This is a genomic window from Acinetobacter sp. GN11 (assembly GCF_054823985.1).
In genome coordinates this window covers 1-26167 of sequence record NZ_JRVL01000107.1, presented here as the reverse complement: position 1 = coordinate 26167, position 26167 = coordinate 1, and the positions used below count along the sequence as shown (strand labels likewise).

Here is a 26167-nt window from a genome sequence, read left to right as displayed (position 1 = left end):
GACATTTGTTTTAAATTAGATCATTAAAAAGTAAGGATAAATAATGAGGAAGTCATTGTTAAAGTGGGGTTTATAAAGGGGGAATTATATATTAAATTCGATTAACGAAATTAGATTTAGCTAAAGTTGAAATTATTAAAGCAATTACTAACTAAGTTAATAATTGCTTTTTTCTTTGATTTCATTTTGTAATGGGTAGAAAAATTGTTGAGCCTTCAAAAAATAAAGAGCCGATACAATTAATCAGTCACCAACATCAGGAACAAAAACCTGTTTTAAAGGTATTAATGCTCTATACTGTGGTTTAAAAGCTTCATAATAACGATAAATTAACTCTACAATTTCTTTACCGTCAATGAGTCTTAATTGTGACTTATTCGTAGACTTATTTTTTGCTTGATTACTATAACTTCCAAGATTAACAAATAAAGCATATTCTCCATCTCCAAGAGTACCTAAAAGTTGATTAATTTCAGGTAGTCCATTAGATGTTAATGTCTTTTTACATTGAACCTTAATGATAGGGGGTTCAAATCCAAGTGTATCTTTGTGAGCAATAATATCAACCCCACCATCACCTGATCGCTGAGTTACTCTAGCTACATACCCCATGCATTCAAGCAAATGAGCCACAAACTCTTCGAACTGATAACCATTCAAATTTTGATGTAATCTACGAATAATAAAATCTTCAGTTGAATACTTTGCTGTTTCATTGATTACTTTCGTAACCGTTTCATCATCTGGTATTTCTTCTTGTTCTAATTCCTGTTCTTCTAATTCAATGACAGGATTATTACTTGATAATCCTTGGTATTCAATTCCTACAGCATTTAAAAAGTCTCCTGCTGTTTTCCTAATTTCAAATAATGTAATGTAAGCACCAATTTCATATAGTGCAACTTGAGAAAAGTTGTTCCGTGGGATTCCATTAGGTGTTAGCCATTTAACTGGCCTTCTATTTAGATAAGCATCTTCATCATCTGAACTTGCTCGCTCATACTCCCCCGTAACGATTCCTATATATACCAATCTATCTGATTTACACGGATAAACCACATAGTCTCCAGCTTTTACCACATGCATAAATCTGTATATTGTGGCTACTTGAGTTCGAATGGATGGCATGGAAGCATCAGGCTGTTCTACTTGTAATGCGACTTTGAAAGCTTCTCTATCTGCTTTAATCTGACTTAAATCACCTAGCTCAGACCATCCAATTCCGATGTAATTTTGTTCAATTGGTTGAGTTCCAACATGAACTCCCATGTGTATCCCCCAAACGTTTGGAATATGAAACATTTATTATCCTTAAACACTTGAAATTTATACTAATCAGAATATCTTAAATAAAGATAAATTTAAATAAGGTCAATTTTGTGGGTATCGTTACTGAATTTAAAAAATTTAATGCCGATCTTAAGAATCCAAATTGGTCAGTATCTTCAATTAATTCCAATAATGAGTTAATTGTTAGCTTATGGGGACATAAGCCCTTACTTACCAAGCATCCAACAGAAAGAAAACAGATTTATCGTGATTGTATTAATAGATGGGCAGGAAACGGACGCAATGAATTTAAAAGAAACTTAGATATTGCTTTAGAAAAAAATTTAATTATAAGGCCTATAATAGCAATGCTTAACAATACCAATGACTTTCGGTTTATTTTAGATGGTAATGATGCTAGTCAATATCCTAAAAGATTTAATGCAAAAACAGATTGGATTGGTGAATTGATAATTTGGGATGGTATTTACTTTGAAATCGAATTTCGCCTTGATTTATAAATTAATTTTTTTACTCATTATTAGGTTATATACTTCAGAAGCACAAAGCCCTCTCATTATCATGGCCTAAAGTTTTAAGTTGTTTCAAGTAAAACGTTCTAAATAAAAAAGCTAAGCCCCGATTACCGAGACTTAGCTTTTGAAAATAATTTTAATTAAAAAATTACTTATTTGATGTCAGTAAACTCAGAAACAGGTTTGTTGACTTCAACTTTTGTGCCAGCAAATTTTTCGCTCACAAACTTTTGTACTTTAGGTAAGTGGTAAAGTTCACCTAACTTCGTATAGATCGGGTCATTTTTATTCGCTTCAGCCACACCTAATAAGTTCACATAAAGCTTTGTAGACTGGTCAACAGGTTCACGGAAGATAGAATCTTTCAGTACGTTTAAACCGCCTTCAAGTGCCAATGTATTACCCAATACAATTGCATCTACGTCGTTTTTAACACGAACTGCTGTCGTCATTTGAATTGGTTTTAATTTTAAACCTTTAGGGTTTTCAGCGATGTCATTCGTTGTCCCTTTTACAGGGTCAAAGTCTGGTTTAAGTTTAATGAGTTTAGCAGACTGTAATAATGTTAATGCGCGAGCTTCGTTAGCAGTATCGTTTGGAATCGCGATTGTAGCGCCTTGTGGGAACTCATCAACAGTTTTAACTTTATTTGCATAAAGGCCCATTGGTTCCAAGTAAGTTGTCGCAACAGCAGCAACTTTAGCTGTATTTGAAGCGTTGTAAGCTGCTAAATAGTTAAATGACTGGAATGCATTTACGTCTTGTTCGCCACTTGCTACAGATGTGTTCAACACAACGTAGTCAGTCAGGTTAGTCACTTCAAGTTTAATGCCCGCTTCTTTAGTTTCAGGAAGCGTTGCAACGTATTTCCATACGTCAGTGTCTGAACCTGTTGAAACAAGTTTAATTGTGCGTACTGACTCAGTTTTGTCTTTAGCTGGTGCTGTATTTTCAGTTTGTGCAGGTTGTTTATTACATGCAGTCAGTGTGAGTACAGATGCGCTGAACAGGACACTAAATAATTTTTTCATAGATACATCCTAAAATAGGAAACGCCTACTCTACAAAAGAATGAGGCATTCCCAACCATTGAGTCGAAATGCAATATTTGGCTGGAAGTAATTTCCAGATATATAAGGGTTTAGAAGCCTGAATTCAGCCTAATGTCTTCCTTGATCTTGCTCGCTGAACAATAGAATTATGTTTTGAATCAGTTTCTAAATATTGGACCATCATATATCAATAAGTGAATATTCTACAAATAACTTGTTCAATTTTGATATATAGACGTGCTCTTGGTAAGGTACTGATAATAAAAAACATATTATATAAATAAAACAGTTTTGATTAAAATATGTACTTGTTTGATTTATATGAAATTTTCAGGATTTGTTAGCAATATTTAAGCTAACTATGACTGTAATTTATGCCGTATGCATAAAAAAAGCCCCTGTTTTCACAAAGGCTTTTAAATTAATTAGTTAAACTCAGTTTCAATTATTTATGAACCCAAGGCACGGCTGGTGAACCAATCCACGCAGATTTAGCAGGAATATTTTCACCTTTCATAACTAATGTTAAGGGTCCTAACACTGCATGATGGTTAACGTTGGCGTTATATAAAATAATACTACGTGAATTTACAACCACATCATTTCCAATATTCACTTGTCCAATTTTCATAATACGATCTTCAAACAAGTGGGTTTGTGGGCCTGAGAAGCTATTAAACTCAGCACGGTCACCAATGCTTACACAGTCGAACTCAGTGATATCAGCCGTATCCATGTAAACATCTTTACCAATTTGAACACCCAAAATACGCAAGAAGAATGGCAGCATTGGCGTTCCTCTTAAGTAGTTTAAGAAGTTTGGAATGGCAACTGATTCATATAAGCTGGTAATCCCTTCACTTAACCACACAAACATCGTCCACATTGGCGCTGAACGCGGTTGATAACGTCCAATTAAAGTCCATTTCATCAATGCAACAATAATGAAACAGCCGACACCATAGAGCAAACCAGCAAGCGTTAAAGCCAATAAACCAGTTGGAATGTTGTATTTGTTAATAACATCAATAATCTCAAGCACAATCATATAACCCACGCCAATTGCGAGTGCGGCTGGCAATACAACACGAAGGCCTTCAATAAAACCACGCATGAAACGGCGCTTGAAGCTTGGTTTAAACGTTAAGTGGTCAGGATATTTTTCGGCTGCTTCACGTGCAGGCAATAATAATGGCGGCGAACCAAACCAGGTTTGACCCTCATACATTTCAAGGTTATCTGGTGTTTTTGACTGCACGCCAATTAAAACGTTATCTGGTAAAACAGTTCCATCAGCAATATAAGCACTGTTTCCGACAAAGCTACGGTTACCGATTTTGGTCGATTTTAATGTCATCCAACCGCCTTTGATCTCTTCATCACCCAACATTACAGCATCGGCAATAAAGCTTTCTTCGCCCAAAGTCAGCATTTCAGGAATAACACCATTTGCTGTAGAAATTTCGGTATTTTTACCTACTTTCGCCCCTAACATACGGAACCATGTTGGCGCATAAATCGTAGCAAACAGACCATGCAATGTTTGTAAGCTTGTTTCTAAAATTTGAGATGCAAACCATTTACGATAATAGGTGCTGCCATGAACAGCGTACGTTCCAGTCTCAAGACGAGGCAATGCAATTTTGCGTATTGCTGAAGAAATAACAGCAGTAATCATCATCATCATTGCACTAGCTGGAATCGCTAAAGCAAAATAATAAAGTGCGATTTGCAGGTGGTTATCCGGATTAATATTAAATACGTTTACATCTAACCAATCGACCAAAAGGAAACTTGGGAAAATTGGAATAAAGAAGATACAAGCAATGATTAATGCACTAACACCATAATATCCATATTCAGAAATTTTACGAATGAACGATAATTTAGGACGTTCTGGCATTTTAGCGTGTTCATCTACATGCCCTATTTTCTTAGCTGGCGTACCATCCCAAATTTCTCCAGCCGGTACAACCATGTCATATTCAATTGAAGTTAAGGCATTTACATGAGCTTGTTTTTCTAACACTGTATTTTCTTCCAATACAGCATATGAACCCACATAACTATCTTCTTTAAGATGAATTGAACCCAACACCAAATGACCATGTTCGACTTTGGCATTTTCTAAATTTACTTGAGAGCCAATACTCACACCATCTTCAACAGTTAATAAAGATGGCATGCGAATATGAACTGAACTAATCGTGACATCATGTCCAATTTTTGCGCCCAGTGCTCTTAAATAGAGGTTAAGTAAAGTTGAACCTGACAATAAATAAACTGGTGAAATATTGCTAATACGGTCTGCTAGCCACCAACGGAAATACGTCATTCCCCAAAGTGGATAACGTCCAGCACCAATGCCTAACATTAATAATCGTTTGACGGCAATTGAAACGACGAAACTGGTAATAATAACGCTGATATAAACCAATAGAGACAACGCGATTGCATATGGAATGCTATCTCGAGTTCCACCAGTAAAATAGTGGTAAGTAAAGAATGGTGCTAACCACTGCAAAATATTAATCGAAATTAAAACTGGAATAGTCGCAAGCTGTGCAATACCACATAACCATTTATAAGTTTGATTACGCGGGTTGTCTTGCCCAATTTGGCTATCAAATAATGTTGGTTCTGGTTGTTCCAACATTAAAGCAGCAATTGCTCCCACTCTTCTCGCTTGATATAAGCTTTGAATTGTAAGATGGCTATATTGAGGATGTTCACGCAAATTTGAAACTAAAACAGCAGCTAAAAGCGAATGCCCACCTAAATCATCAAAGAAATCCGAATCTAGTTTAATCGGCATGTTAGGAAACAGACGGTTCAAAATTTCAAATAAAATTTCTTCGGCTGGATTTTGTGGCTGGTCAGATTCACTGCGGTCAATCACACTCGTAAGTGGTCTTGCTTTTAAAGCCTTACGGTCAATTTTTCCAGATAATAAACGCGGTACTTCTTCAATAATCTCAAAGCGATTCGGCACCATATAAGGTGGTAAACGTTGAGCTAGAGTATGACGAAGTTGTTTAATTTCTATGGCCTGTTTCGCATCAAGCTCAGCTGCAATAAAGGCAATAAGCTGATCAATTCCGTCTTCTTGACGTAGAATGACTGCTGCGGTACCAATCCCTTCAATATCACAAAGTGCCGCTTCAATTTCACCGAGTTCAACACGGAAACCACGAATTTTTACCTGATCATCAGCACGACCTAAGCAATGTACTTGACCAAATTCATCAATTTTTGCCAAATCCCCAGTACGGTAAAGCAACTCTTCATCCGCACTCATTGCCCACGGGTTCTGAATAAACTTATCAGCCGTTAAATCAGGTCTGCCTAAATAGCCCGGTGCTACACTCGGACCGAAAATACACAGCTCACCTGTTTCACCTTGAGCCAATAATTCTCGTTCTGCGTTGATCACCAACATACCGTAGTTTGGTAATGGTTTCCCAATTGTGACGGGTTTACCACGTTCTAACGACTCAAGGCTTGCAGTAACCGTAGTCTCAGTTGGACCATAAGTGTTAAACATTTGATGGTGAGGTAATGCCCAACGGTCCACCAGTGAGTCCGGACACATTTCCCCACCTAAGTTAATAATTCTTAAGTTAGGTACATCTTCAGGGAATAAAGCCAGTAATGTTGGAACAGCATGTAATACTGTAATTTGTTCCTGCTTTAATGTTTGGCACAAACGTTCAGGGTCACTGACAAGCGACTTAGGTGCAATCCACAAAGTTGCACCAACCAAATAAGACAGCCAGATTTCTTCAAACGACATATCAAAAGCGACAGAAAAGCCTTGATAGACTTTATCTTGCTCTTGAATATCTAAAATATTATTTTCACTACGTAGAAAGTGACAAATATTTTTTTGGGTAATCACAATCCCTTTCGGCTTACCCGTTGAGCCTGACGTATAAATAATATACGCAGGTTGATCGGAGGTCGTTCTAGCTAAAGGAATATTTTCACTGAGTGGCTTTTGAAGTTCAGTATTTGTCCATTTTGTTTGTGGCACTTCAGCTAAGTGTTCATACCATTCATCGGTAGTAATCATCCCGACAGCTTCGGCATCTTCAAGACAAACCGCAATACGGTCGGCTGGCGTATCCATATCAAAAGGAAGCCAAGCTGCGCCACTCAAACAAATCGCCAATTGGGCTTTTAAAAGCTCAATACCACGAGGTACCCATAACCCAACAATATGACCTGGTTTTACCCCTCTTATCGTCAAATGTTGAGCCATAATTAAGGCTTGCTGATATAACTCCCCATACGTCAACGTTTTATTTGCTTCAATTAAAGCTGTTTTATCTGAGAGATTTTGAGCAGTTTGAATAAAAATATCGGCGAGTACTTCATCTTGCAAAAATTCGGGGTGAAATTTACCACGAATAATATTCTTCGAGCTTGTTACGAATTGGTTCATTTTTTATAACTCACTTTAATTTTTTGATTTAGCTAAAATAAAGTCATGTTTGAGTTTTTCTGACCTATTAAAGAAATCAATTGCTATGTAATAAATTAAATAGTTGAACTTAAATGAAGATTAAAGTTTTTATTTTAAGAATAGAGAATGAGTTATTAAATGAGAAGGACAATCGATTTTTATTACTTATAAATCAAACTAAGATCACAATAAGGAAAAATATAGGCACATATTTTTATAAAAATTAAATAGCGTTATTCAAAATTGATATAAACAGAGCAATAAAATAACAGGCATAAAAAAAAAGCCCTCGTCATTAACAAGGGCTTTTTAAGAATTTGGCGGAAGCGGTGAGATTCGAACTCACGGAGGACTCACACCCTCGTCGGTTTTCAAGACCGGTGCATTAAACCGCTCTGCCACGCTTCCAACGAGCGCTATAATATAAATAAAAACCCAAGTTGGCAAACCTTTTATTTAACTTTTAATTCAAACGCTCAAAATAAATACAAATTGATTTAGTTTTCTGGGTTTTCATTCTTTTCATAACGAATTGTATTGATATACCAAAGCTTTTTTCCAGATGGCGTGTGTACTTCAATCTCATCATCTACTTCTTTGCCGAGCAGTGCACGAGCCATCGGCGATTCAATTGAGATATGTTGCGGGTGATGATCATAAATTTCATCGATTCCCACAATACGTAAAGTTTTTTGCTCGCCTTCTTCGTTTTCAATCTCTACCCAAGCGCCGAAGTAAACCTTTCCGTCTTGCTCAGGTGCGTAATCAATGATTTTTAATTCTTCTAAACGTTTTCCTAAATAGCGTACGCGTCGATCAATTTTTCTAAGGAGCTGCTTATTGTATTGATAATCGGCATTTTCACTGCGGTCGCCTAAGCTGGCAGCCCAATTCACTTTCTTTGTGATTTCCGGTCGTTCTTCATGCCAAAGTTGTTTTAATTCAGCAACTAATTTGTCATGCCCTGACCGAGTAATTAAGTTAGATTTCATGATTAAAAACCACTGTTCAACAACATATCGCTTACAAGATGTAGCATTTTATACCCTATTTTCTCATATCAGAAGTGTATAAATTTTCTTCCTTAAGAAATTCATGTGTTTATGATGATATATCGAATATTTAATTGTACGAAATTTGACAATACTTTTTTTCAATACTATGATGCGCGCAGATTAAATGTTGAGCAATTTTTAACCTTCTAGAAAACTATGTAGATTTTCTACACAGTTTGTTTTTTTCATTTCATGTCATTTTGAATGACGTCATGACTGCCCACCCCTTATTGAATTTATCAACTTTTAGAAGTTATGGCAGCTTATTGTCTGACTTTTTGGGCATAAATTATCTGTAGCGGAGACAACATGCACAGTAATTCAAGTTCAGGGTCGAGGCTTTGCCTTAACTCTTTATTTTCTTCTCTCCCGTTAAAAGCACTTGCACTCAGTACTATGCTTTTTCCATTTCATAGTATTAATGCAGGAAAAACCCTACAGTACAATACTGTAGTAAATACAAACACTTTAACTGTTGTTGCGGTAGAAAGCCCGACAACCGTTTTCAAAGAAGATCAGTTTTTACATGGTTTTGGTTACGACTTAGCCCGTAACTATGCACAAACCCTTGATGTAAAGCTGGACTTTAAAATCGTGGCAGACAATGCCACTGCACTTAGATGGGTTCAGCAAGGTAAAGCAAACTTTGCAATGACGACCGCTGGTTTAAGTACTATCGAGAACAAAGGTTTGATGTCTTTTTCTGCAAGTTGTGGTGACACAGTCGATTTGCAAAAAAATGGTTTAAATCCTGAGTTAAGCTGGGTGTTTAAACAAGCTGATGACCCGCTCACCCAGACCGCTAGTGGCTATGTATGCCAAAGTAAGCAAAATGGTGTGACTCAGCAACTCGCTTCTTTCTATAACCGCAATGTGGTGAAACCAGAGTCTTGGTCAACCATTCAACGTGACTTAACGACGCGTTTACCGATTTATAAAGCGAGCTTTAAACAAAGTGCAGCTAAATATGATCTCGACTGGCATTTACTTGCCGCAATTGGTTATCAAGAATCATATTTAAAGCCAGAATCTGTTTCTCCCACAGGTGTTCGTGGCTTAATGATGCTGACCAATAGCACTGCTCGAGCAATGGGTGTGAGCAATCGTAGTGATCCAGCTCAAAGCATTCAAGGTGGCGCGAAGTATTACGACCAGATGCTAAGTGAATATGATGATATTCCTTTCCCTGATCGAAACTGGTATGCGCTGGTGGCCTATAATATGGGACCAGGTGCGGTAAACCAGATTCAGAAGCGCTTGCAAGCACAAGGGAAAGATCCGAACCAATGGGTTAATCTCTACGATTATTTGCAAAGTAATAAAACGCGTAATGGTCGATATAAGCAAGCGGTTCAATATGTCACTCGTATTCGTGCTTATCTTGAACATATCAAAACAGCGCAAACACGAATCAATATCTAATTTTTATTGTTTAAAAGTTGATAAATTCTTTGTTTGTATGAATAAAAAGCTTACCTCTTGGGGTAAGCTTTTTATATGAATTCTTTTAAATTTAAGCTGTATGCTCTAATACTTTCTTAAATAAATCTTTTTGTTCTTGGCTTGGCTTAGCTGTTTGTAAAGCCATTAATTGAGACATATCGCCTTGAACTTTAATTTTACCAGTCATGAATGCCTGCATAGCAGCAGCCATATCAAACTCTAAGAATACTTTACGTAAAGTTTCAGCATCCATATTTAAAGTTGTTTTGGCATTTGAAGACAAACCTTTTTGGATTTTACCCCCATCTAAAGCTAATTCGGTATTTCCAGAAGCATCTGTAACTACTAAATTAATTGCCAAATTCGCAAGAGCAGGTGGCAAATTAAGATCCCCTGCTTCAGCAGTTAATTTTTCGACAGTAGCAAACCAATCTTCAGTTAAAAATGCAGGCATGATTCTTCCTCAAATTTATTTGTTCAATTTCTCTAGTTGTCTATCCAGACAACATCATGTGAAGCAATTCTGCTTGAGCGTTGTTATAGCATGTAATTTAAATTTAGGGCTATGACTTTTTGTACGGAACATTCATTTTTTAGTATTTTGATACATTAAAGGCACTTGTTTATAAAGTGCCTTTAATTGACTTATCAAGTAGTTTTACTCAGCAGCAAAACTTAAGTTCACGACGTCTAAACGGTTTTTAAGCTCTTCCGGATCTTTAAAATCTAGCTCGCGCTGAGAATCTAGAGCTTCGAAATCGAACAATTCACGGTCCGCTAACTGAGACGGCGATACGTTTTGTAACGCACCGAAAATACTGTGTAAGCGTTTCGGATATTGTTTATCCCAATCACGTAGCATTTCATTAAGCATGGCACGCTGTAAATTTTCCTGCGAACCACAAAGGTTACATGGAATGATTGGGAACTGACGTAACTCGGCATATTTGATGATGTCTTTTTCTTCAACATATGCCAATGGACGAATCAGAATATTCTTCTTATCTGATGATAAAAGCTTTGGAGGCATCGCCTTTAAGCTACCACCATGAAACAGATTTAAGAAGAACGTTGCAAGGATGTCATCGCGGTGATGTCCTAAAGCAACTTTAGTCGCTCCAATTTCTTGTGCAAAGCCATATAAAGAACCACGGCGTAAACGTGAACATACTGCACAGTAGGTTTTACCTTCTGGCGTTAAACGTTTGGTAATGGTGTAGGTGTCTTTTTCTAAAATGTAATATGGAATGTTATTTTCTTCCATATAACGAGGTAAGACATCTTCAGGAAAGCCGGGTTGCTTTTGATCAAGGTTAACCGCGACAACATCAAAATTGATTGGTGCAATACGTTTAAACTGCAACATGATATCGAGCAAGGTATAACTGTCTTTACCACCAGACACACACACCATGACCTTATCGCCCTCTTCAATCATCTTGAAGTCACGAATAGCATGCCCAACTTGACGGCGAAGCTTCTTGAGCAAACGGTAATAGGCCGAGCTTGTTGGAAGTTCAGGCTTAAAATTAAATCCCTGATTAGACTCAACTGGCGCGTACATAGACGAGATATACCCATAAATAAAAATACCGCGCAATTTTATATGATTCGGAAGAGAATCGCATCAAAAGAATAGTTTCAATTCTTGAAGCCGTCACATTGCTCTTGCATGATGCAAAAGTCGTGCTCTATTTTGACTGAAGCGTTCAAATTTTGTGCAAAGTGCTTACTTTTTGGACTTTTCCACAGTTTTCCACAAAACCTGTGGATAAAATTGTGGATTTCTTCGTACTTGACAAACTGTTTAGACCTTCTGTTAAGGGTTTTATTTAAATTGATCATTTTTTAACCAATGTTTTTTACCCTTGAATATCAACATGTTATTCAAGTCAATAGAATCATTTTAAAAATAATTTTTAATTTTTTTTGATGAGCATTCGAACAAAACAGCTTGATTTTTTGAAAGAGTCGAAATAAAAAAAATTACACAAAAGTTCTTTCTGTAATATTTTTTGATAAACTCTTCGACAAGTTTTGAATATCTTAAAATTGTGAATAACATAAAATGAAAAAATCGGTTCAATTTCTTTTTTCTTGTTTACTGGGGATGACTACTTTTTCGGTCGGCATAACGTCGAGCTCAGCAGGTCAAATGTATGTCTACCAAGATAAAAATGGTAGTACATTGCTGACTAACCGAAAAAGTTATGATCAGTCACTTAAAAAAGTAAAAGTGACTTATTACCCTGACAGTAATATTCATAGTTATACGAACTGGGGAGCATCAGAAGCTTCTGTTCTGCCAAGCTACAATAAAAATAAAAATGCTTTTGACCATATTATTAAACAAGCTGCTCTACAGCATGGTGTATCTGAAGGCTTAATTAAGGCCGTCATGCATACCGAGTCAGGATTTAATGCAAATGCCCGCTCTCCTGTGGGAGCACAAGGTCTTATGCAACTTATGCCGGCGACTGCACGTCGATTTAACGTGACCAATGCCTTTGATGCTCAGCAAAATATCTTTGCAGGTGCAAAATATTTAAGCTGGTTGCTCAAGCGTTTTCGTGGCAATACTCAAATGGCGCTTGCTGCTTATAATGCGGGCGAAGGAAACGTTGATAAATACGGCGGTATCCCACCTTTTCGTGAAACACAAGACTACGTGCGCCGTGTAACGAGCCGATATCAAAACTTATATTCATCTGGTTCAGGTTTTTCATCATTTTCTAATTCCTCTAATACTCCAGCACAAGTCAATTCTCAATCTTCTAATTTAGTGGAAAACACAACAGCTCAAATAGCAGCACCAGCTCCTAAATATTCTTCTTCTCGTCAAATTGTGACTTTATCAAATGGCACATTTACTGATGCGCCTACAGGTACTTATGTCACAAACAATGCCACAGCAACTGCACATATTCGAATAGAATAAGAACGTTTACTAACGGTTTATTCCGTCAAGTTTCTGTGCTTTAAATTGTAATGATCTATTACCTGATCCTTACCATTTAGACGATTTTAGCCAATAATTCTTTAAATTTAGGTACATTCTGCAACATGAAAGAATGTATCAATTCCTTATTTTTTTCTTGAATTTTTCCCCTAAGCCCCGCATATTAGCTGCATGATTTAGAATTTGTAAATCAGATAACATTTTATTTATAAGAGGGTTTTCTCAATGATGCGGATTGGTTTGTTTTTGCTTACCAACCTCGCGGTACTGGTTGTAGCTGGCATTATTTTGTCACTCTTCGGTGTCGGTAGTTACCATGGCGCGGGTGGCTTGAATCTAGGCAACCTTTTAGTGATCTGTTTTGTGTTTGGTATGGTGGGATCTTTAATCTCGTTATTCATGTCAAAATGGATGGCTAAGAAAACGACCGGTACAGAACTGATCGACCCGAATGCTCCTCGTAACCAAGCTGAAAGCTGGTTATTGCAAACAGTCGCTGAACTTTCTCAACGTTCTGGTATTAACATGCCAGAGGTTGGTATTTTTCCATCATATCAATCCAATGCCTTTGCAACAGGCTGGAATAAGAATGATGCCTTAGTTGCCGTTTCATCTGGTCTACTTGAACGTATGAACAAAGATGAGCTACGTGCTGTGCTTGCGCACGAGATTGGTCACGTTGCGAACGGTGACATGGTTACCCTAGCACTCATCCAAGGTGTCGTGAACGCCTTTGTTATGTTCTTTGCTCGCGTAGTCGGTGATTTTATCGACCGTAATGTTTTTGGTCGTCAAGATGATCAAGCCCCAGGTATGGGTTATTTCCTTATTACCATGGTATTAGATATCGTCTTTGGTATTCTCGCTTCTGCGATTGTGATGTGGTTCTCTCGTTATCGTGAATACCGTGCTGATGAAGCAGGTGCACGTTTAGCAGGTAAACAAGCAATGATTTCTGCATTATTACGTCTACAAGCTGAGACAGAATTGCCAGATCAAATGCCAAAAGAAATGAAAGCTTTCGCAATTGCGGAAGGTAAAGAACAAGGCTTTAGCTTAGCTGCTTTGTTCCAAACCCACCCAACAATTGAACAACGTGTGGCAGCTTTACATCAATTAGATTGCCCATAAAACGTTTAACGTGAAAAAATAAAGCCTCCAACTGGAGGCTTTATTTTTATTACATGGTCTGATAGAGACCCCACAAATAACTTGCGCCCCACCAAACAGCGAAGCCAATTAAAAGCAGTACAAACGCACCTAATAAATCGGGTATATGCAACCATAACCAACTCACCACAGGATTACGCCAGAAGGCTGAGTGCTGCTGCTTCTTTTCGAGCTTTTCATGCAAATATGGATGAACAACATGAATATCGCTTTGAATCGCATATTCTTCACGTATGTGCGTATGAACCACATCTAATGCTTTTCTACTAGGACGTATAAATATATCGAAAATAGTCCCAGCAACTGGAACAAAACCTACTACAGCATCGACAACTGCCAGTTTGATAACTGGAGTTAATTTGTGTCGTGGTACACCAATCTGTTTAGCTTTATAAATCGCATAACACGTCAGTACAAAACCAGCGACATCACCAGCAATAGGAATCGTGCTCAGTGCAGCATCGGCACCAATGCCCTGCTTCGTAAAAGGAATGCGTACTGCGCTATCCATCATGGTGGCAAACTTGGCAAGGTCTCGTTCTAATGCGATGACCTGTTGCTCTGTTAATTTTTTTTCTTGAGGCATCGAAATCAAATATATGAAGAGAAGTTAAACTTAATATACTTGATTTAATGCCTCTTTTTAAATTGTTTACTTTTAACTAGACGCTTTCGATCTAAATAGTGAACGCAATAACACATACATAACTGGAATAAAGAATAAAACCAGCACCGTACCAAACATAACGCCACCTAAAATACTAATACCGATTTCTTGTCGGCTCACAGCCCCAGCACCTTGAGCAAACACGAGAGGAATCACACCTGCACCAAATGCTAAAGATGTCATTAAAATCGGTCTTAGACGCAAGCTAGCGCCTTCTAAAGCCGCCTGAATGGCATTCTTACCCTTTTCTTGAGCCAAGGCAGCAAACTCAACAATTAAAATTGCGTTTTTACATGACAAGCCAATCGTGGTTAACAGTGCAATCTGGAAATACACATCATTGGGTAGTCCAAAAATATAAGAGAAAATGACACTTCCTCCGACACCTAGCGGAATAGAGGTCATCACAGCGGCTGGAATGCTCAAGCTTTCATATAGAGCGGCTAAACATAAGAAAATAAAGCCTGCCGAAATTAAATATAACCAGACAGCCTGATTTGTCGACTTCTGTTCTTCAAAAGATAAACCTGTCCAAGCTAAACCAACATCTTTTTGCTGATTTACAAGTTGTTCAACATCTTTCATTGCCTGACCTGAACTGCTACCACTCGCAACATCTGCCTGTAACTGCAAGGCACTATAACCCATATAGCGTTTTACGATTTCAGGGGCACCGCCCCAGCTAAAGTTAGCAAATGAGCTAAAAGGCACCATTTCATTTTGGTTGTTACGCACAGACCAGTTATATAAATCTTCAGGTTTCGATCTGAACTGAGCATCTCCTTGAATCATGACACGCTTAATACGACCACGGTCAATAAAGTCATTTACATATGTTCCACCCCACGCACTCGACAAAGTGTTGTTAATTGCGGGTAGTTCTAAACCATTTGCTAACGCTTGTTTCTGATCAATCTTGATATTGAGATTTGCTTTACTATTGGTTGATTGCTTATCAAAGTTTTCAAAAGTTGAATAATTTTTACTTTGAGTTTGCAATTGACGGAAGGTGCTATCTAGAAAATCTTGTCCTTGCCCATTTAAATCTTGAATCCATAAATCCATACCATCGGTTTGACCTAAACCATTTACCGAAGGTGGCAAAGTCACATTAATTTGAGCATTATTTAATTGACTAAAATATTTCATTGCACGCTTTTGTATAGCATCCGCTGAGTTTTCTTTTCCAGTACGTACATCCCACGGTTTTAAAGCAATAAACCCTTGCGCCAAGTTCTGCCCTGTACCCGAATTGTTTCGACCATAGCGGATCAAGACTAAGTCGACATTTTTATCTTCTTGAGATAAAAAATATTGACGAACTTGTTCACCAATTTTCTGACTTTGAGAAATTGGAGCACTATCAACAAGCTTAATTTGAACGCTTAAAATCCCTTGATCTTCTTTAGGAATAAATCCACTTTTTAAACCACTATAGAACAGTGCAAAAACAGCAATCAAAGCCACAAAAATCACAACAACCGACTTACTGTGACGAATACTTGTTTGAACGATCTTAATATATTGATTTTTAAGTTGATCAATCTTTTGATTAAACCAAACCGCCCAACGCATAGGCTGAGGATTAGGCTTTAAAATTAGGGCACACAATGCAGGTGTTAGGACTAATGCAACAACGAGCGATAACGCCATAGCGGCAACTAAGGTAATGGAAAACTGGCGGTAAATCACCCCAATTGAGCCACCTAAAAAAGACATTGGAATAAAAACAGCAGTTAATACCAATGTAATCCCAATTAAAGCACCACTAATTTCGCCCATTGACTCAATCGCTGCTTCTTTGGGTGTTAAATGCTGTTCATGCATGAGCCGTTCAACGTTTTCCACGACTACAATTGCATCATCTACTAACAAGCCTATGGCAAGCACCAATGCAAATAAGGTTAAAGTGTTAATACTAAAACCGAGCACATATAAAACAGCAAAAGTTCCTAAAATAACAACTGGCACGGTAATACTCGGAATGAGTGTAGCGCGCCAGCTTTGTAAAAATAGGAACATCACCAAAATAACGAGAATAATCGCTTCAATAAGCGTCTTTACAACTTCCTTAATCGACTCTTGAACAAACGGCGTGTTATCTCGTGGATAAACAATTTTATATCCGGCTGGTAACTTGCTTGTAATCTGATCTAGAGTCTGATGAATAAGCTTAGAGGTTTGAATGGCATTCGCACCTGAAGATAGCGAAATACCTAAACCTGCGGCAGGATAACCATTGATGGTATTAAAAGACTGATAATTTTCTGCACCCAACTCAACTCTGGCAATATCTTTTAAATAAACATAACTCGCTGTTTGAGTTGATTTCACTACAATATTTTTAAAATCTTCGACTGTTTTTAATCGAGAACCGGCTGTAACTTTAGTATTTAAATATTGCCCATCAATAACAGGTAAATCACCAATTGCACCCGCAGCCACTTGGGTATTTTGAGCGGTGATTGCACTGGCAACATCACTTGGCATTAAATTATATTGTTTTAATTTATCGGGGTTTAGCCAGATTCTCATTGCATATTGCGAACCAAACACATCGGACTCACCAACCCCTTCAATACGGTTTAAGTCATCTACCACATGTGTTGTTAAATAGTCTGATAGCTCAATGTTCCCCGCTTTACCAGTCGAGTCATATAAACCCACCACCATGAAAGTATCGCCCAAAGACTTACTTACCGTCACCCCTTGGCGTTGTACTTCATCTGGTAAACGTCTTATGACGCCACTAATGCTATTTTGTACTTGCACCTGTGCCGTATCTGGATTTGTTCCATTATCAAAACTAATCGTAATTCGGCTACGTCCCGACGAATCACTGGTAGAGCTGAAATAAAGTAAGTGATCAATACCTTGTATTTGCTGTTCTAAAATCTGAGTAACACTTTGCTCAACCGTCTGTGCATCTGCCCCACTATAACTTGCCGATACTGTAATTTTTGGAGGTGCAATATCGGGGTAGCGTTCTACTGGCAAATTCAGAACCGAGAAAATACCAAATGCCATAACAATAATTGCAAGTACACTGGCAAAAATAGGGCGCTGAATAAAAAATTTAGATAGCATGGCTGCTCAGAATTAAGTCGTCAATAACGGGTGGCAATACCGAATTCGGCATCTTGATCATCAACGAGCAATATATAAAAGACAAGTAGAATTAACACAATAAATGCAATTAGGACAAAAACAAAGCAGGAATGGCTATTTCCTACAAACCCATAAAGAAGGTTTTAACAAGTGTCACTGAAAATTCATGAATTCTTCATGATCACGTCAAACTCAATCAGCAGACTAGAGCCGTTTCAACTAAAACAATATGAGTAGAATTATGTTTAAAAGAGCAATTTTATGCTTAAGTTTAATTAGCTTGGTTGGCTGTAATGACGATGATAAAACTGAAAACACGCCAACCACACCAGAGTATCAACTACCTAAAATTTTAGTGATTGGGCACCGTGGCGCTAGCGCTTTACGTCCTGAACACACTCTAGCTTCATATCAAAAAGCCATTGATGATGGTGCAGATTTTATTGAACCAGATTTAGTGTCTACACAAGACGGTGTGTTAGTTACTCGCCATGAAAATGAGATTGGTGGAACAACCAACGTAAGTACTTTAACTCAGTTTGCAGACCGTAAAAAAACAAAAAATATTGACGGCAAAGACTTAACGGGGTGGTTTACAGAGGACTTCACTTTAAGTGAATTACAGCAACTTAAAGCGCGTGAACGTATTCCAGAATTCCGACCTGCAAACACAGCCTATAATGACCTTTACCCTGTCCCGACTCTAGAACAAGTGATTGAGCTGGCTGAAGCAAATTATAAAAAAACAGGAAAAATTATTGGTTTATATATTGAAACCAAACATCCAACTTACTTTAAAAATCATAATCTGGCAATGGAAGATACCCTTCTTAAAACATTAGCCAAATATAAATATACACGTGATATTGCACCTGTCTATTTACAGTCTTTTGAAGTGAGTAATTTAAAATATTTAAAAGATCAGCTCGACCTTCATAAAACCATTAAACATGCACAAATTATTCAACTTTATGACGCTAAAACCTCTCAACCAGCCGACTTCGTTGAATCTGGTGAAACTAAAACTTATGCTGATTTAGCCACAGCACAAAGCTTAAAAGACGTAGCTAAATATGCAAATGGTGTAGGTCCAAGTAAAGGCTATATTCTGAACTTTAATGACAATGGCTCAGTTCAAACGACTTCGTTTATTTCTGATGCGCATAAAGCTGGCTTAAAAGTACATCCTTATACTTTCCGTCCAGAAAATAATTTCTTACCAAAGCCTTTAAAATGCAGTCAAGATAAACCAGCTGAGCGCTGCCCAACTGGTGCTTTAAAAGAGTTTGAAGCCTATTTCAAAGCGGGTGTTGATGGGGTCTTTACAGATGACCCAGCACTTGGCCGTGAAGCTGTTATTAATTATGAAAAAGCCGCAAAATAATTAAAGTTTTTAATAAAAAAACAGGGCAATAAATGCCCTGTTTTTTTATTTCTCTACGACATTATCAAAATAGAGAGGAATCCACTGATATTGCTCAGCATTTACTTTATAAACATGACCAATACCTGGGAATGGTAAATGTGGTGCTGCGACCCACTGCTGTTTATTTGAAATTTCAGCGAACATTTTTAAACGGGTATTAATCGCCTGCTCAGAATTCACATCAAAATCCACACCTGTTTTTGGAGCATCAAACTGCAAAGAATGTGAGTGAACGATATCTCCCACAAAAATGATTTGTTGATCATTACTCTTTAAGCGAAAGCTATGATGACCAGGTGTATGACCACGCGTATCGATCACTTCAAAGCCTTGAATGACATCACCATCTTTAAATGTCTTGAATGCTTTTGTTGCTTGATATGGAGCAAGTGCAGCTTTTACATTTTTAACAGTACCTAAATAATTTGCTTTTTGATTCACTGGCACTGTTTTTTCAGAAGCTGGATTTAACCAATAATCAGCCTCGCGTTCATGTGCATAAACGGTTGCATTTGGAAATACAGCTTTCCCATTTTGAGCAATTCCGCACACATGGTCTGGATGTAAATGTGTGAGCAACACTGTTTTTACATTTGCCAGTTGATACCCTGCCAATTCAATATTTTTTGCAATCGAACCAAGTTGTGGACCAAAGCAACTTGCTGCACCACTGTCAACAAGCGTCAAACTTTTGCCATCATCAACTAAAAATGCATTGACCGAAGTTTGAATTCCCTTCTCATTCACAGCAGCATATTTAGTTAATATTTTAGTTTTCTGAGTCTGATTTAAATTTTTAAACAAGTCAGGATTTAGATAAATCGTACCATCAAGTAAAGAAGTCACACGGTATTTTCCGAATTGATGCTTATAATATCCAGGTACTTGTTGAGTGGGCGCTTGCTCAGCATACGCAGCATGCATGCTACAAAATGCAAGACCCAAAGCTACACATAATTTTTTCATCTCTTCTTCTCTATTCAGTTATAAAGTCAAAATCTTTAAAAAAGATTTAATAATTTTTTAAGACCCAAATTGTATAATGCATGAAATGTGTCAGAAATATAAGTAAATGAATAGCTATTCTCCTTATAAGGGCAAAACAGGCCTTAAGCGTATATTAAATGCAACGGGCTACTCTATTTCCGGATTTAAAGCAGCTTATAAAAATGAAGCCGCTTTCCGACAAATTGTTTTAATTAATCTTATTTTAATTCCAGTCAGTTTTTTTCTTGATGTAACCCGCAGTGAACATGTATTACTCATTATTGTATGTTTATTTGCAATGATCGTTGAACTGTTCAATTCAGCTATTGAAGCAGTCGTTGATCGAGTTTCTCTTGAAAAACATCAGCTTTCTAAAAATGCAAAAGATATGGGAAGCGCTGCTCAATTTGTCGCACTTTCTATCATTGCCATTACATGGTTGTTCATTTTATTAGGATAAAAAAAACCATGCTTATAAGTAAATAAGCATGGTTGTAACAAAGAGGAACTTCTAGCTGCTGTTCCTGTTTTTTAATATAAGTGATTGAACTTAACTATTTCTTAAAATCACGTAAAAATAAAAAATCCCTGTATAAACAGGGATTTTTTTGGTTAAGGGGTTGATGAGTTATTACATCATGCCGCCCATACCACCCATACCGCCCATATCTGGAACAGCTGCTTTATCTTCTGGAATGTCAGTAATCATACATTCTGTAGTTAACATTAAACCAGCTACAGAAGCAGCGTGTTCAAGTGCAGAACGAGTTACTTTAGCAGGGTCAAGAATACCCATTTCTAACATATCGCCATATTCGCCAGTTGCAGCGTTATAACCGAAGTTACCTTCACCAGCTTTAACTGCATTAATCACTACAGATGGCTCATCACCAGCATTTGAAACGATTTGACGAAGTGGAGCTTCGATCGCGCGGCGTAAAATATTGATACCCGCAGTTTGATCTTCGTTAGCGCCTTTTAAGTTGTCTAATACATTTACAGCACGTACTAGCGCAACACCACCACCAGCAACCACACCTTCTTCAACTGCTGCGCGAGTTGCATGAAGTGCGTCGTCTACACGGTCTTTCTTCTCTTTCATTTCAACTTCAGTTGCCGCACCGATTTTAATTACAGCAACACCGCCTGCTAATTTAGCAACACGTTCTTGTAATTTTTCACGGTCATATTCTGAAGAAGATTCTTCAATTTGAGCACGGATTTGTTGAACACGTTCAGCAATAGCAGCTGCATCACCAGAACCATCAACAATCACAGTGTTTTCTTTAGAAACAGTGATCTTGTGTGCAGTACCTAAATCTTGAAGAGTCGCTTGCTCTAAAGACATACCAACTTCTTCAGAAATAACAGTCGCGCCAGTCAAGATCGCGATATCTTGAAGCATTGCTTTACGACGGTCACCGAAACCAGGAGCTTTAACAGCACATACTTTGATAATACCGCGCATGTTGTTTACAACAAGCGTAGCAAGCGCTTCGCCTTCAACATCTTCAGCAATAATAAGAAGTGGTTTACCAGTTTTCGCAACTGCTTCTAAAACAGAAATCAATTCACGAATGTTACCGATTTTTTTATCAACAAGAAGGATGAACGGGTTTTCAAGCTCAGCCGTTAAAGTATCTTGCTTGTTTGCAAAGTACGGAGAGATATAACCACGGTCAAATTGCATACCTTCTACAACGTCTAATGCGTCTTCGAAGCCAGAACCTTCTTCTACAGTGATTACGCCTTCTTTACCTACTTTTTCCATCGCTTGAGCGATAAGTTTACCAACAGTAGTATCAGAGTTAGCAGAGATAGAACCAACTTGTTCGATCGCTTTAAAATCATCAGCTGGTTTTGCATTTGAACGGATATTTTCAACTACAGTTCTTACTGCGATATCGATACCACGTTTTAAATCCATTGGGTTCATACCTGCAGTTACAGATTTGATCCCTTCATTTAAAATTGCTTGAGCAAGTACAGTTGCAGTTGTTGTACCGTCACCAGCGATGTCGTTAGTTTTGCTTGAAACTTCACGAACAAGTTGAGCACCCATGTTTTCAAACTTGTCTTTTAATGAAATTTCTTTAGCAACAGTTACACCATCTTTAGTGATGTGCGGAGCGCCGAAAGAACGGTCGATAACAACGTTACGACCTTTAGGGCCTAAAGTCACTTTAACAGCATCTGCAAGTACGTTTACGCCTGCAATCATTTTTGAGCGAGCTGAATCACCAAATTTTACGTCTTTAGCTGACATATTAAACTCCGAATCTTTTTAAATACTGAATCTGATAATGGATTGAGTTATGGATTGATTAGCCTTCCAACACAGCTAAAATATCTGACTCTTTCATGATTAAGAGTTCTTCACCACTTACTTTCACTGTTGTACCTGCATAAGTACCAAACAATACTTTGTCACCAACTTTAACATCCAAAGCACGTACGCCATTCTCAGTGATTTGACCATTACCTACTGCAATTACTTCACCTTGAGATGGTTTTTCAGCAGCAGAACCTGGAAGTAAAATACCACCAGCAGTTTTGGTTTCTTCTTCTACGCGACGAATTACAACGCGATCATGTAATGGACGAATGTTGCTCATAATTAACTCCACCAGACTTAGTCTTTTTGATTAATTGCTATTGCCTTAATCCAGAGCAATAACAAAATATTTAGATGTCACTTTTGTGGGGATGAAAAAAAAGGCTTCAAGGGGAAAATGAAAAAAAACTTATCTTTTTTGGTCATTTTTTAACAAGTTGTGAAGAGTTTTTATTAAAATTAAAGCACAAAATAAAAGAGGCTATTTTCATAGCCTCTTTTATTAAAAAAAATAACAATATTAAACAATGATTTGCTGATTATTCAACAGTTCATCCAAGGTTGTATTTACATGATTTAAAGTAATCAATGAAATACTACTAAATATTGTACCCTCACCATCTCGGTCAAGACTAATAGTCGTATTTCCAGCATCTTGTTCTACAGTAATAAATTTAGCTAATGTGCTCGGATCTCTAGAATAGTCAATTAATAGTTCACTTAAATTAATTTTGTCAGCTTGGAGGTCAGTTCTTACATCACCTAAAGTAAAATCTAACACCGTGTCGTGTCCATTCCCGCCAGTCGCATCTTGGCTATTTAGCAATTGGAACAAAATGGTATCAGCACCGTCATTAGTCATATAGGTATCGTTACCTTCACGCCCATTCAAAACGTTATTACCAGAGTTACCTGTTAAAAGATTATCTAAAGCATTACCTGTTGCATTCAGATGAGCAGAACCAACCAACTCCAAGTCTTCTACATAACGACCGCTTTCTATATTTGTCCACCAGTCAAAGTATCCAACCAGACTATAACTCACAGAGCTAATTATTTTATCGTGTCCACCAAAATCAACATCTCGATAGCCAGATTCAACAAGTTGACTTTCCCAGTAACCGCTTTCTACGAAAACATCTTGATAATGGCTAGTATCTACCCAAATATCTTCATAACGACTTGTATCAATATAAACATCTTGATAATGGCTGAATTCAATATAAACATCTTCAAAATGACTAGTATCAACCCAACCTTCCTCTGAGCGGATATAAGTCAGTTCATAGCCTTCTTGCCATTGCTTATTTACAGCATCATAATGTTGTTCTACATATCGACTATAGTCGCTCTCTGATGTTCCATTATCTATATAAGTTATATTACCCTGATTTATATATATTTTTTGTATAGTTGAATAACCACTTGTGATCCATTGCGTTTCATAAAATCCATCTGTTATTAATTGTTGTTCATAATATCCATCAACAAGCCATATCTGTTCATAATGACCTTCAGTGACCCATTCTGCATGGGTATAACTATTATCAATCCAAACATCTTTATATATTTCATACGGCTCAACAATATATTCTTGAACAAAATCACTTATATGATCAACTATATAAATATTATCTGTAGCATCACCTATAAACTGATCAACCGTGATCGTATGTAAGTCGCTAATCGCTTTGCTGATAGTTTCACTACGATTTCCTGCACGATCAATAACAGTAATATCAAATGATGTCGCATTCTCATACATATAAGTAGAGAAAGTTCCATCTGCCATGACCATAGTATTTGTTACAAAAGGTTCTTGATCAGCAAAATGATATGTAACTTCAAGAGTAGCCTTACTTTCTGCATGCCCCGTGAGCTCGTCCCATCCCTTCATAGCAAGCTGTGTGGCTACATTCGGTGCTGTTGTATCATTTATAGCAACAACCGTTGTACTCTCACTCTCATTTTGATTGGCATCAACTACTTTTACCGTCAATGTTTCACCATGCCAATATTGTGACCATAAGTATGTTGTGAAACTTCCATCATTTTTGACAGTAGTTTGACCAACTAAATTATTATCATCAAAAATATTAACAGTTGAATATGCTTCCGCTTGTCCTGAAAGTACATTTCCATCTTCTAAGACAAGCTGAGTTGCTGCATTTGGTGCGACGATATCTATAGGTGCGGTAATTTCGGTGTAAGTGCTTAGATAGCCATTTTGTTCCACAACAATGCGTAAGGTCTGTCCACTCACCTGAGGTGAGTACAACTGGATATTAAAGTGTCCTGTTTCATCTACAGAATCACCACCAATATAATTAGTATATACGTTAAAAACATGTACATAACTACTTGCTACAGCAGTTCCCTCAATAAACAAACCATTTTCAGAAACAACAACATGCTCTGCTAATGGAGGTGCATTAGTATCTGCATTAAAAGTAATATTCAATGGTGTACTTATATTTTTGGCTAAATCTATTACCGTGATAAATAACTGATCTCCACGTAATATAGGTGGATAAATACTAGCATTGAAATATCCTAATTCATCCGATTGAGATTCTGCTCGTAAATTCCCATCCGCATCCATTACCTGAATGATTGCTTTTGAATCAGTGTGGCCTGAAATTCCCTGACCATCATTGTTAATCACCACATCGTCAATCACTGGAGCAATATTATCTAAAGGCGCAATAATTTCAGAGATTGGGCTATATTGATTGGTATTTTGGTCATAAACTCGAACTTGTAATATCTGTCCCTTTAGATAATAGTCATTTAACTCAATAGCAAAACTACCATCTTCGTTCACGACACTGTTCCACCCCCAATTAATGCTTTGACCATCCTCGGATGTAACAACAATCGTCATTCCTACTGTCGCCTTACCTGTAAGAATATGGCCATCAACATCCAATTTTAGCTCTGTTGCAGCAATTGGTGAGTTCGTAAATACAGGTACTAACTGATGAGCAACTTCACTTCGGTTGCCAGCAATATCTTTGACAACAATACTCAAATTTTGTGTCTGATATTGACTCAGATTGATCCATTGATAAAATTTTCCATCATATCCAACATACATTGTTGTGATAACTGCACCATATTGATCAATAATTTCAACAGTTGTATTTGGTTCAGCCTCACCAAAAAGCAATCCGTCTGAGGCTAATGTAATATTTGCAGCAGCTGGCGGTGCGACATCATCAATTAAAGCATTTTGTTTAACCTCAATACTTCGGTTACCTGCTATATCTACAACGATGAAAGTTAATTCCTCTCCATGTAAATAGACTTGATTAAAATAACCTGACACATTACCAGCTCCATCTACATAACCAGAACCTATCACCTCACCCGCAGCATTTTTAACTTCAATCCGAGTATTTACTTCTGCTTGCGCCGTAAAGTTTTGACCGTGTGAGTCGAGCACAATATTCTCAATCGGATTTGGTGCGATATCATCAATCAAAGCATTCTGCTTGACCTCTGTACTACGGTTCCCCGCTCGGTCAACGACAACAAAAGTGAGCTCTTCGCCATGTAAATAGACCTGATACAAGTAACCAGAAACATTACCCATGCTATCGGTTGAACCAGATCCTACAACCTCACCAACAGCATTTTTAACTTCGATGCGACTATCTGCTTCCGCTTGCGCTGTAAAGTTTTGACCATTTTCA

18 protein-coding genes and 1 tRNA gene are annotated in these 26167 nt (G+C 37.5%); 6 read left to right on the top strand and 13 right to left on the bottom strand.

The window, feature by feature from the left end; translation table 11 throughout:
- Window positions 1-243: 243 nt before the first annotated feature.
- Entirely contained in the window at window positions 244-1302 is a 1059-nt protein-coding gene (locus NL42_RS11045; RefSeq protein ID WP_228267546.1) for a restriction endonuclease, read from the bottom strand.
- 77 nt (window positions 1303-1379) lie between these two features.
- Here NL42_RS11045 and NL42_RS11040 point away from each other — a divergent pair, with 77 nt between their 5' ends.
- Window positions 1380-1790, top strand: coding sequence for a hypothetical protein (locus NL42_RS11040; RefSeq protein ID WP_151743853.1), 411 nt, complete (start codon window positions 1380-1382; stop codon window positions 1788-1790).
- Between the two features lie 167 nt (window positions 1791-1957).
- On the opposite strand, the gene NL42_RS11035 is transcribed toward NL42_RS11040, so the two are convergent.
- The 4 genes from NL42_RS11035 to greB form a co-directional block, all read right to left on the bottom strand.
- On the bottom strand, window positions 1958-2836 hold the full coding sequence (locus NL42_RS11035) for a MetQ/NlpA family ABC transporter substrate-binding protein (protein ID WP_016137286.1): 879 nt from the start codon (window positions 2834-2836) through the stop codon (window positions 1958-1960).
- 466 nt (window positions 2837-3302) lie between these two features.
- Window positions 3303-7301: a delta-poly-L-ornithine synthetase PosA gene (gene posA / locus NL42_RS11030; RefSeq protein ID WP_461312773.1), complete on the bottom strand. Its 3999-nt coding sequence runs from the start codon at window positions 7299-7301 to the stop codon at window positions 3303-3305.
- 339 nt (window positions 7302-7640) lie between these two features.
- Window positions 7641-7730 (bottom strand) — tRNA-Ser (locus NL42_RS11025).
- 89 nt (window positions 7731-7819) lie between these two features.
- The gene (gene greB / locus NL42_RS11020; RefSeq protein ID WP_004790517.1) at window positions 7820-8314 is read right to left on the bottom strand and encodes a transcription elongation factor GreB; all 495 of its coding nucleotides are present in this window, start codon (window positions 8312-8314) and stop codon (window positions 7820-7822) included.
- 372 nt (window positions 8315-8686) lie between these two features.
- On the opposite strand from greB, the gene NL42_RS11015 reads away from it, so the two are divergent.
- Window positions 8687-9799: an MltF family protein gene (locus NL42_RS11015; RefSeq protein WP_461312772.1), complete on the top strand. Its 1113-nt coding sequence runs from the start codon at window positions 8687-8689 to the stop codon at window positions 9797-9799.
- A 91-nt stretch (window positions 9800-9890) separates the two neighbouring features.
- Here the strand turns inward: NL42_RS11015 and NL42_RS11010 are convergent, their stop codons facing one another.
- Window positions 9891-10274, bottom strand: a complete 384-nt coding sequence (locus NL42_RS11010) for an SCP2 sterol-binding domain-containing protein (RefSeq protein ID WP_002118641.1) — start codon at window positions 10272-10274, stop codon at window positions 9891-9893.
- 204 nt (window positions 10275-10478) lie between these two features.
- The gene (ttcA, locus tag NL42_RS11005) at window positions 10479-11384 is read right to left on the bottom strand and encodes a tRNA 2-thiocytidine(32) synthetase TtcA (RefSeq protein WP_252612231.1); all 906 of its coding nucleotides are present in this window, start codon (window positions 11382-11384) and stop codon (window positions 10479-10481) included.
- Window positions 11385-11888: 504 nt separating this feature from the next.
- Between ttcA and NL42_RS11000 the strand changes: the two genes are divergently transcribed.
- On the top strand, window positions 11889-12758 hold the full coding sequence (locus tag NL42_RS11000; RefSeq protein ID WP_461312771.1) for a lytic transglycosylase domain-containing protein: 870 nt from the start codon (window positions 11889-11891) through the stop codon (window positions 12756-12758).
- Window positions 12759-13004: 246 nt separating this feature from the next.
- Window positions 13005-13910 (top strand): protease HtpX, encoded by a 906-nt coding sequence (gene htpX, locus NL42_RS10995; protein WP_005307880.1) that lies wholly within the window; start codon window positions 13005-13007, stop codon window positions 13908-13910.
- 49 nt (window positions 13911-13959) lie between these two features.
- Here the strand turns inward: htpX and NL42_RS10990 are convergent, their stop codons facing one another.
- Together NL42_RS10990 and NL42_RS10985 are read right to left on the bottom strand one after the other, a co-directional pair.
- The gene (locus NL42_RS10990; protein ID WP_461312770.1) at window positions 13960-14535 is read right to left on the bottom strand and encodes a DUF4112 domain-containing protein; all 576 of its coding nucleotides are present in this window, start codon (window positions 14533-14535) and stop codon (window positions 13960-13962) included.
- Between the two features lie 72 nt (window positions 14536-14607).
- Window positions 14608-17703, bottom strand: a complete 3096-nt coding sequence (locus NL42_RS10985; RefSeq protein ID WP_461312769.1) for a multidrug efflux RND transporter permease subunit — start codon at window positions 17701-17703, stop codon at window positions 14608-14610.
- 262 nt (window positions 17704-17965) lie between these two features.
- Between NL42_RS10985 and NL42_RS10980 the strand changes: the two genes are divergently transcribed.
- Window positions 17966-19108 (top strand): glycerophosphodiester phosphodiesterase, encoded by a 1143-nt coding sequence (locus tag NL42_RS10980; protein WP_461312768.1) that lies wholly within the window; start codon window positions 17966-17968, stop codon window positions 19106-19108.
- A 45-nt stretch (window positions 19109-19153) separates the two neighbouring features.
- On the opposite strand, the gene NL42_RS10975 is transcribed toward NL42_RS10980, so the two are convergent.
- Window positions 19154-20116, bottom strand: coding sequence for an MBL fold metallo-hydrolase (locus NL42_RS10975; RefSeq protein WP_461312767.1), 963 nt, complete (start codon window positions 20114-20116; stop codon window positions 19154-19156).
- 106 nt (window positions 20117-20222) lie between these two features.
- Between NL42_RS10975 and NL42_RS10970 the strand changes: the two genes are divergently transcribed.
- Window positions 20223-20597, top strand: a complete 375-nt coding sequence (locus NL42_RS10970; protein WP_016137277.1) for a diacylglycerol kinase — start codon at window positions 20223-20225, stop codon at window positions 20595-20597.
- A gap of 171 nt (window positions 20598-20768) precedes the next feature.
- Here NL42_RS10970 and groL read toward each other — a convergent pair whose 3' ends face one another.
- From groL to NL42_RS10955, 3 genes are all read right to left on the bottom strand, one after another.
- Entirely contained in the window at window positions 20769-22403 is a 1635-nt protein-coding gene (groL, locus tag NL42_RS10965) for a chaperonin GroEL (protein WP_336167623.1), read from the bottom strand.
- A gap of 58 nt (window positions 22404-22461) precedes the next feature.
- On the bottom strand, window positions 22462-22752 hold the full coding sequence (locus NL42_RS10960; RefSeq protein WP_002120604.1) for a co-chaperone GroES: 291 nt from the start codon (window positions 22750-22752) through the stop codon (window positions 22462-22464).
- Between the two features lie 240 nt (window positions 22753-22992).
- The coding region (locus NL42_RS10955; RefSeq protein WP_461312766.1) for an Ig-like domain-containing protein at window positions 22993-26167 on the bottom strand (3175 nt) is incomplete at its 5' end.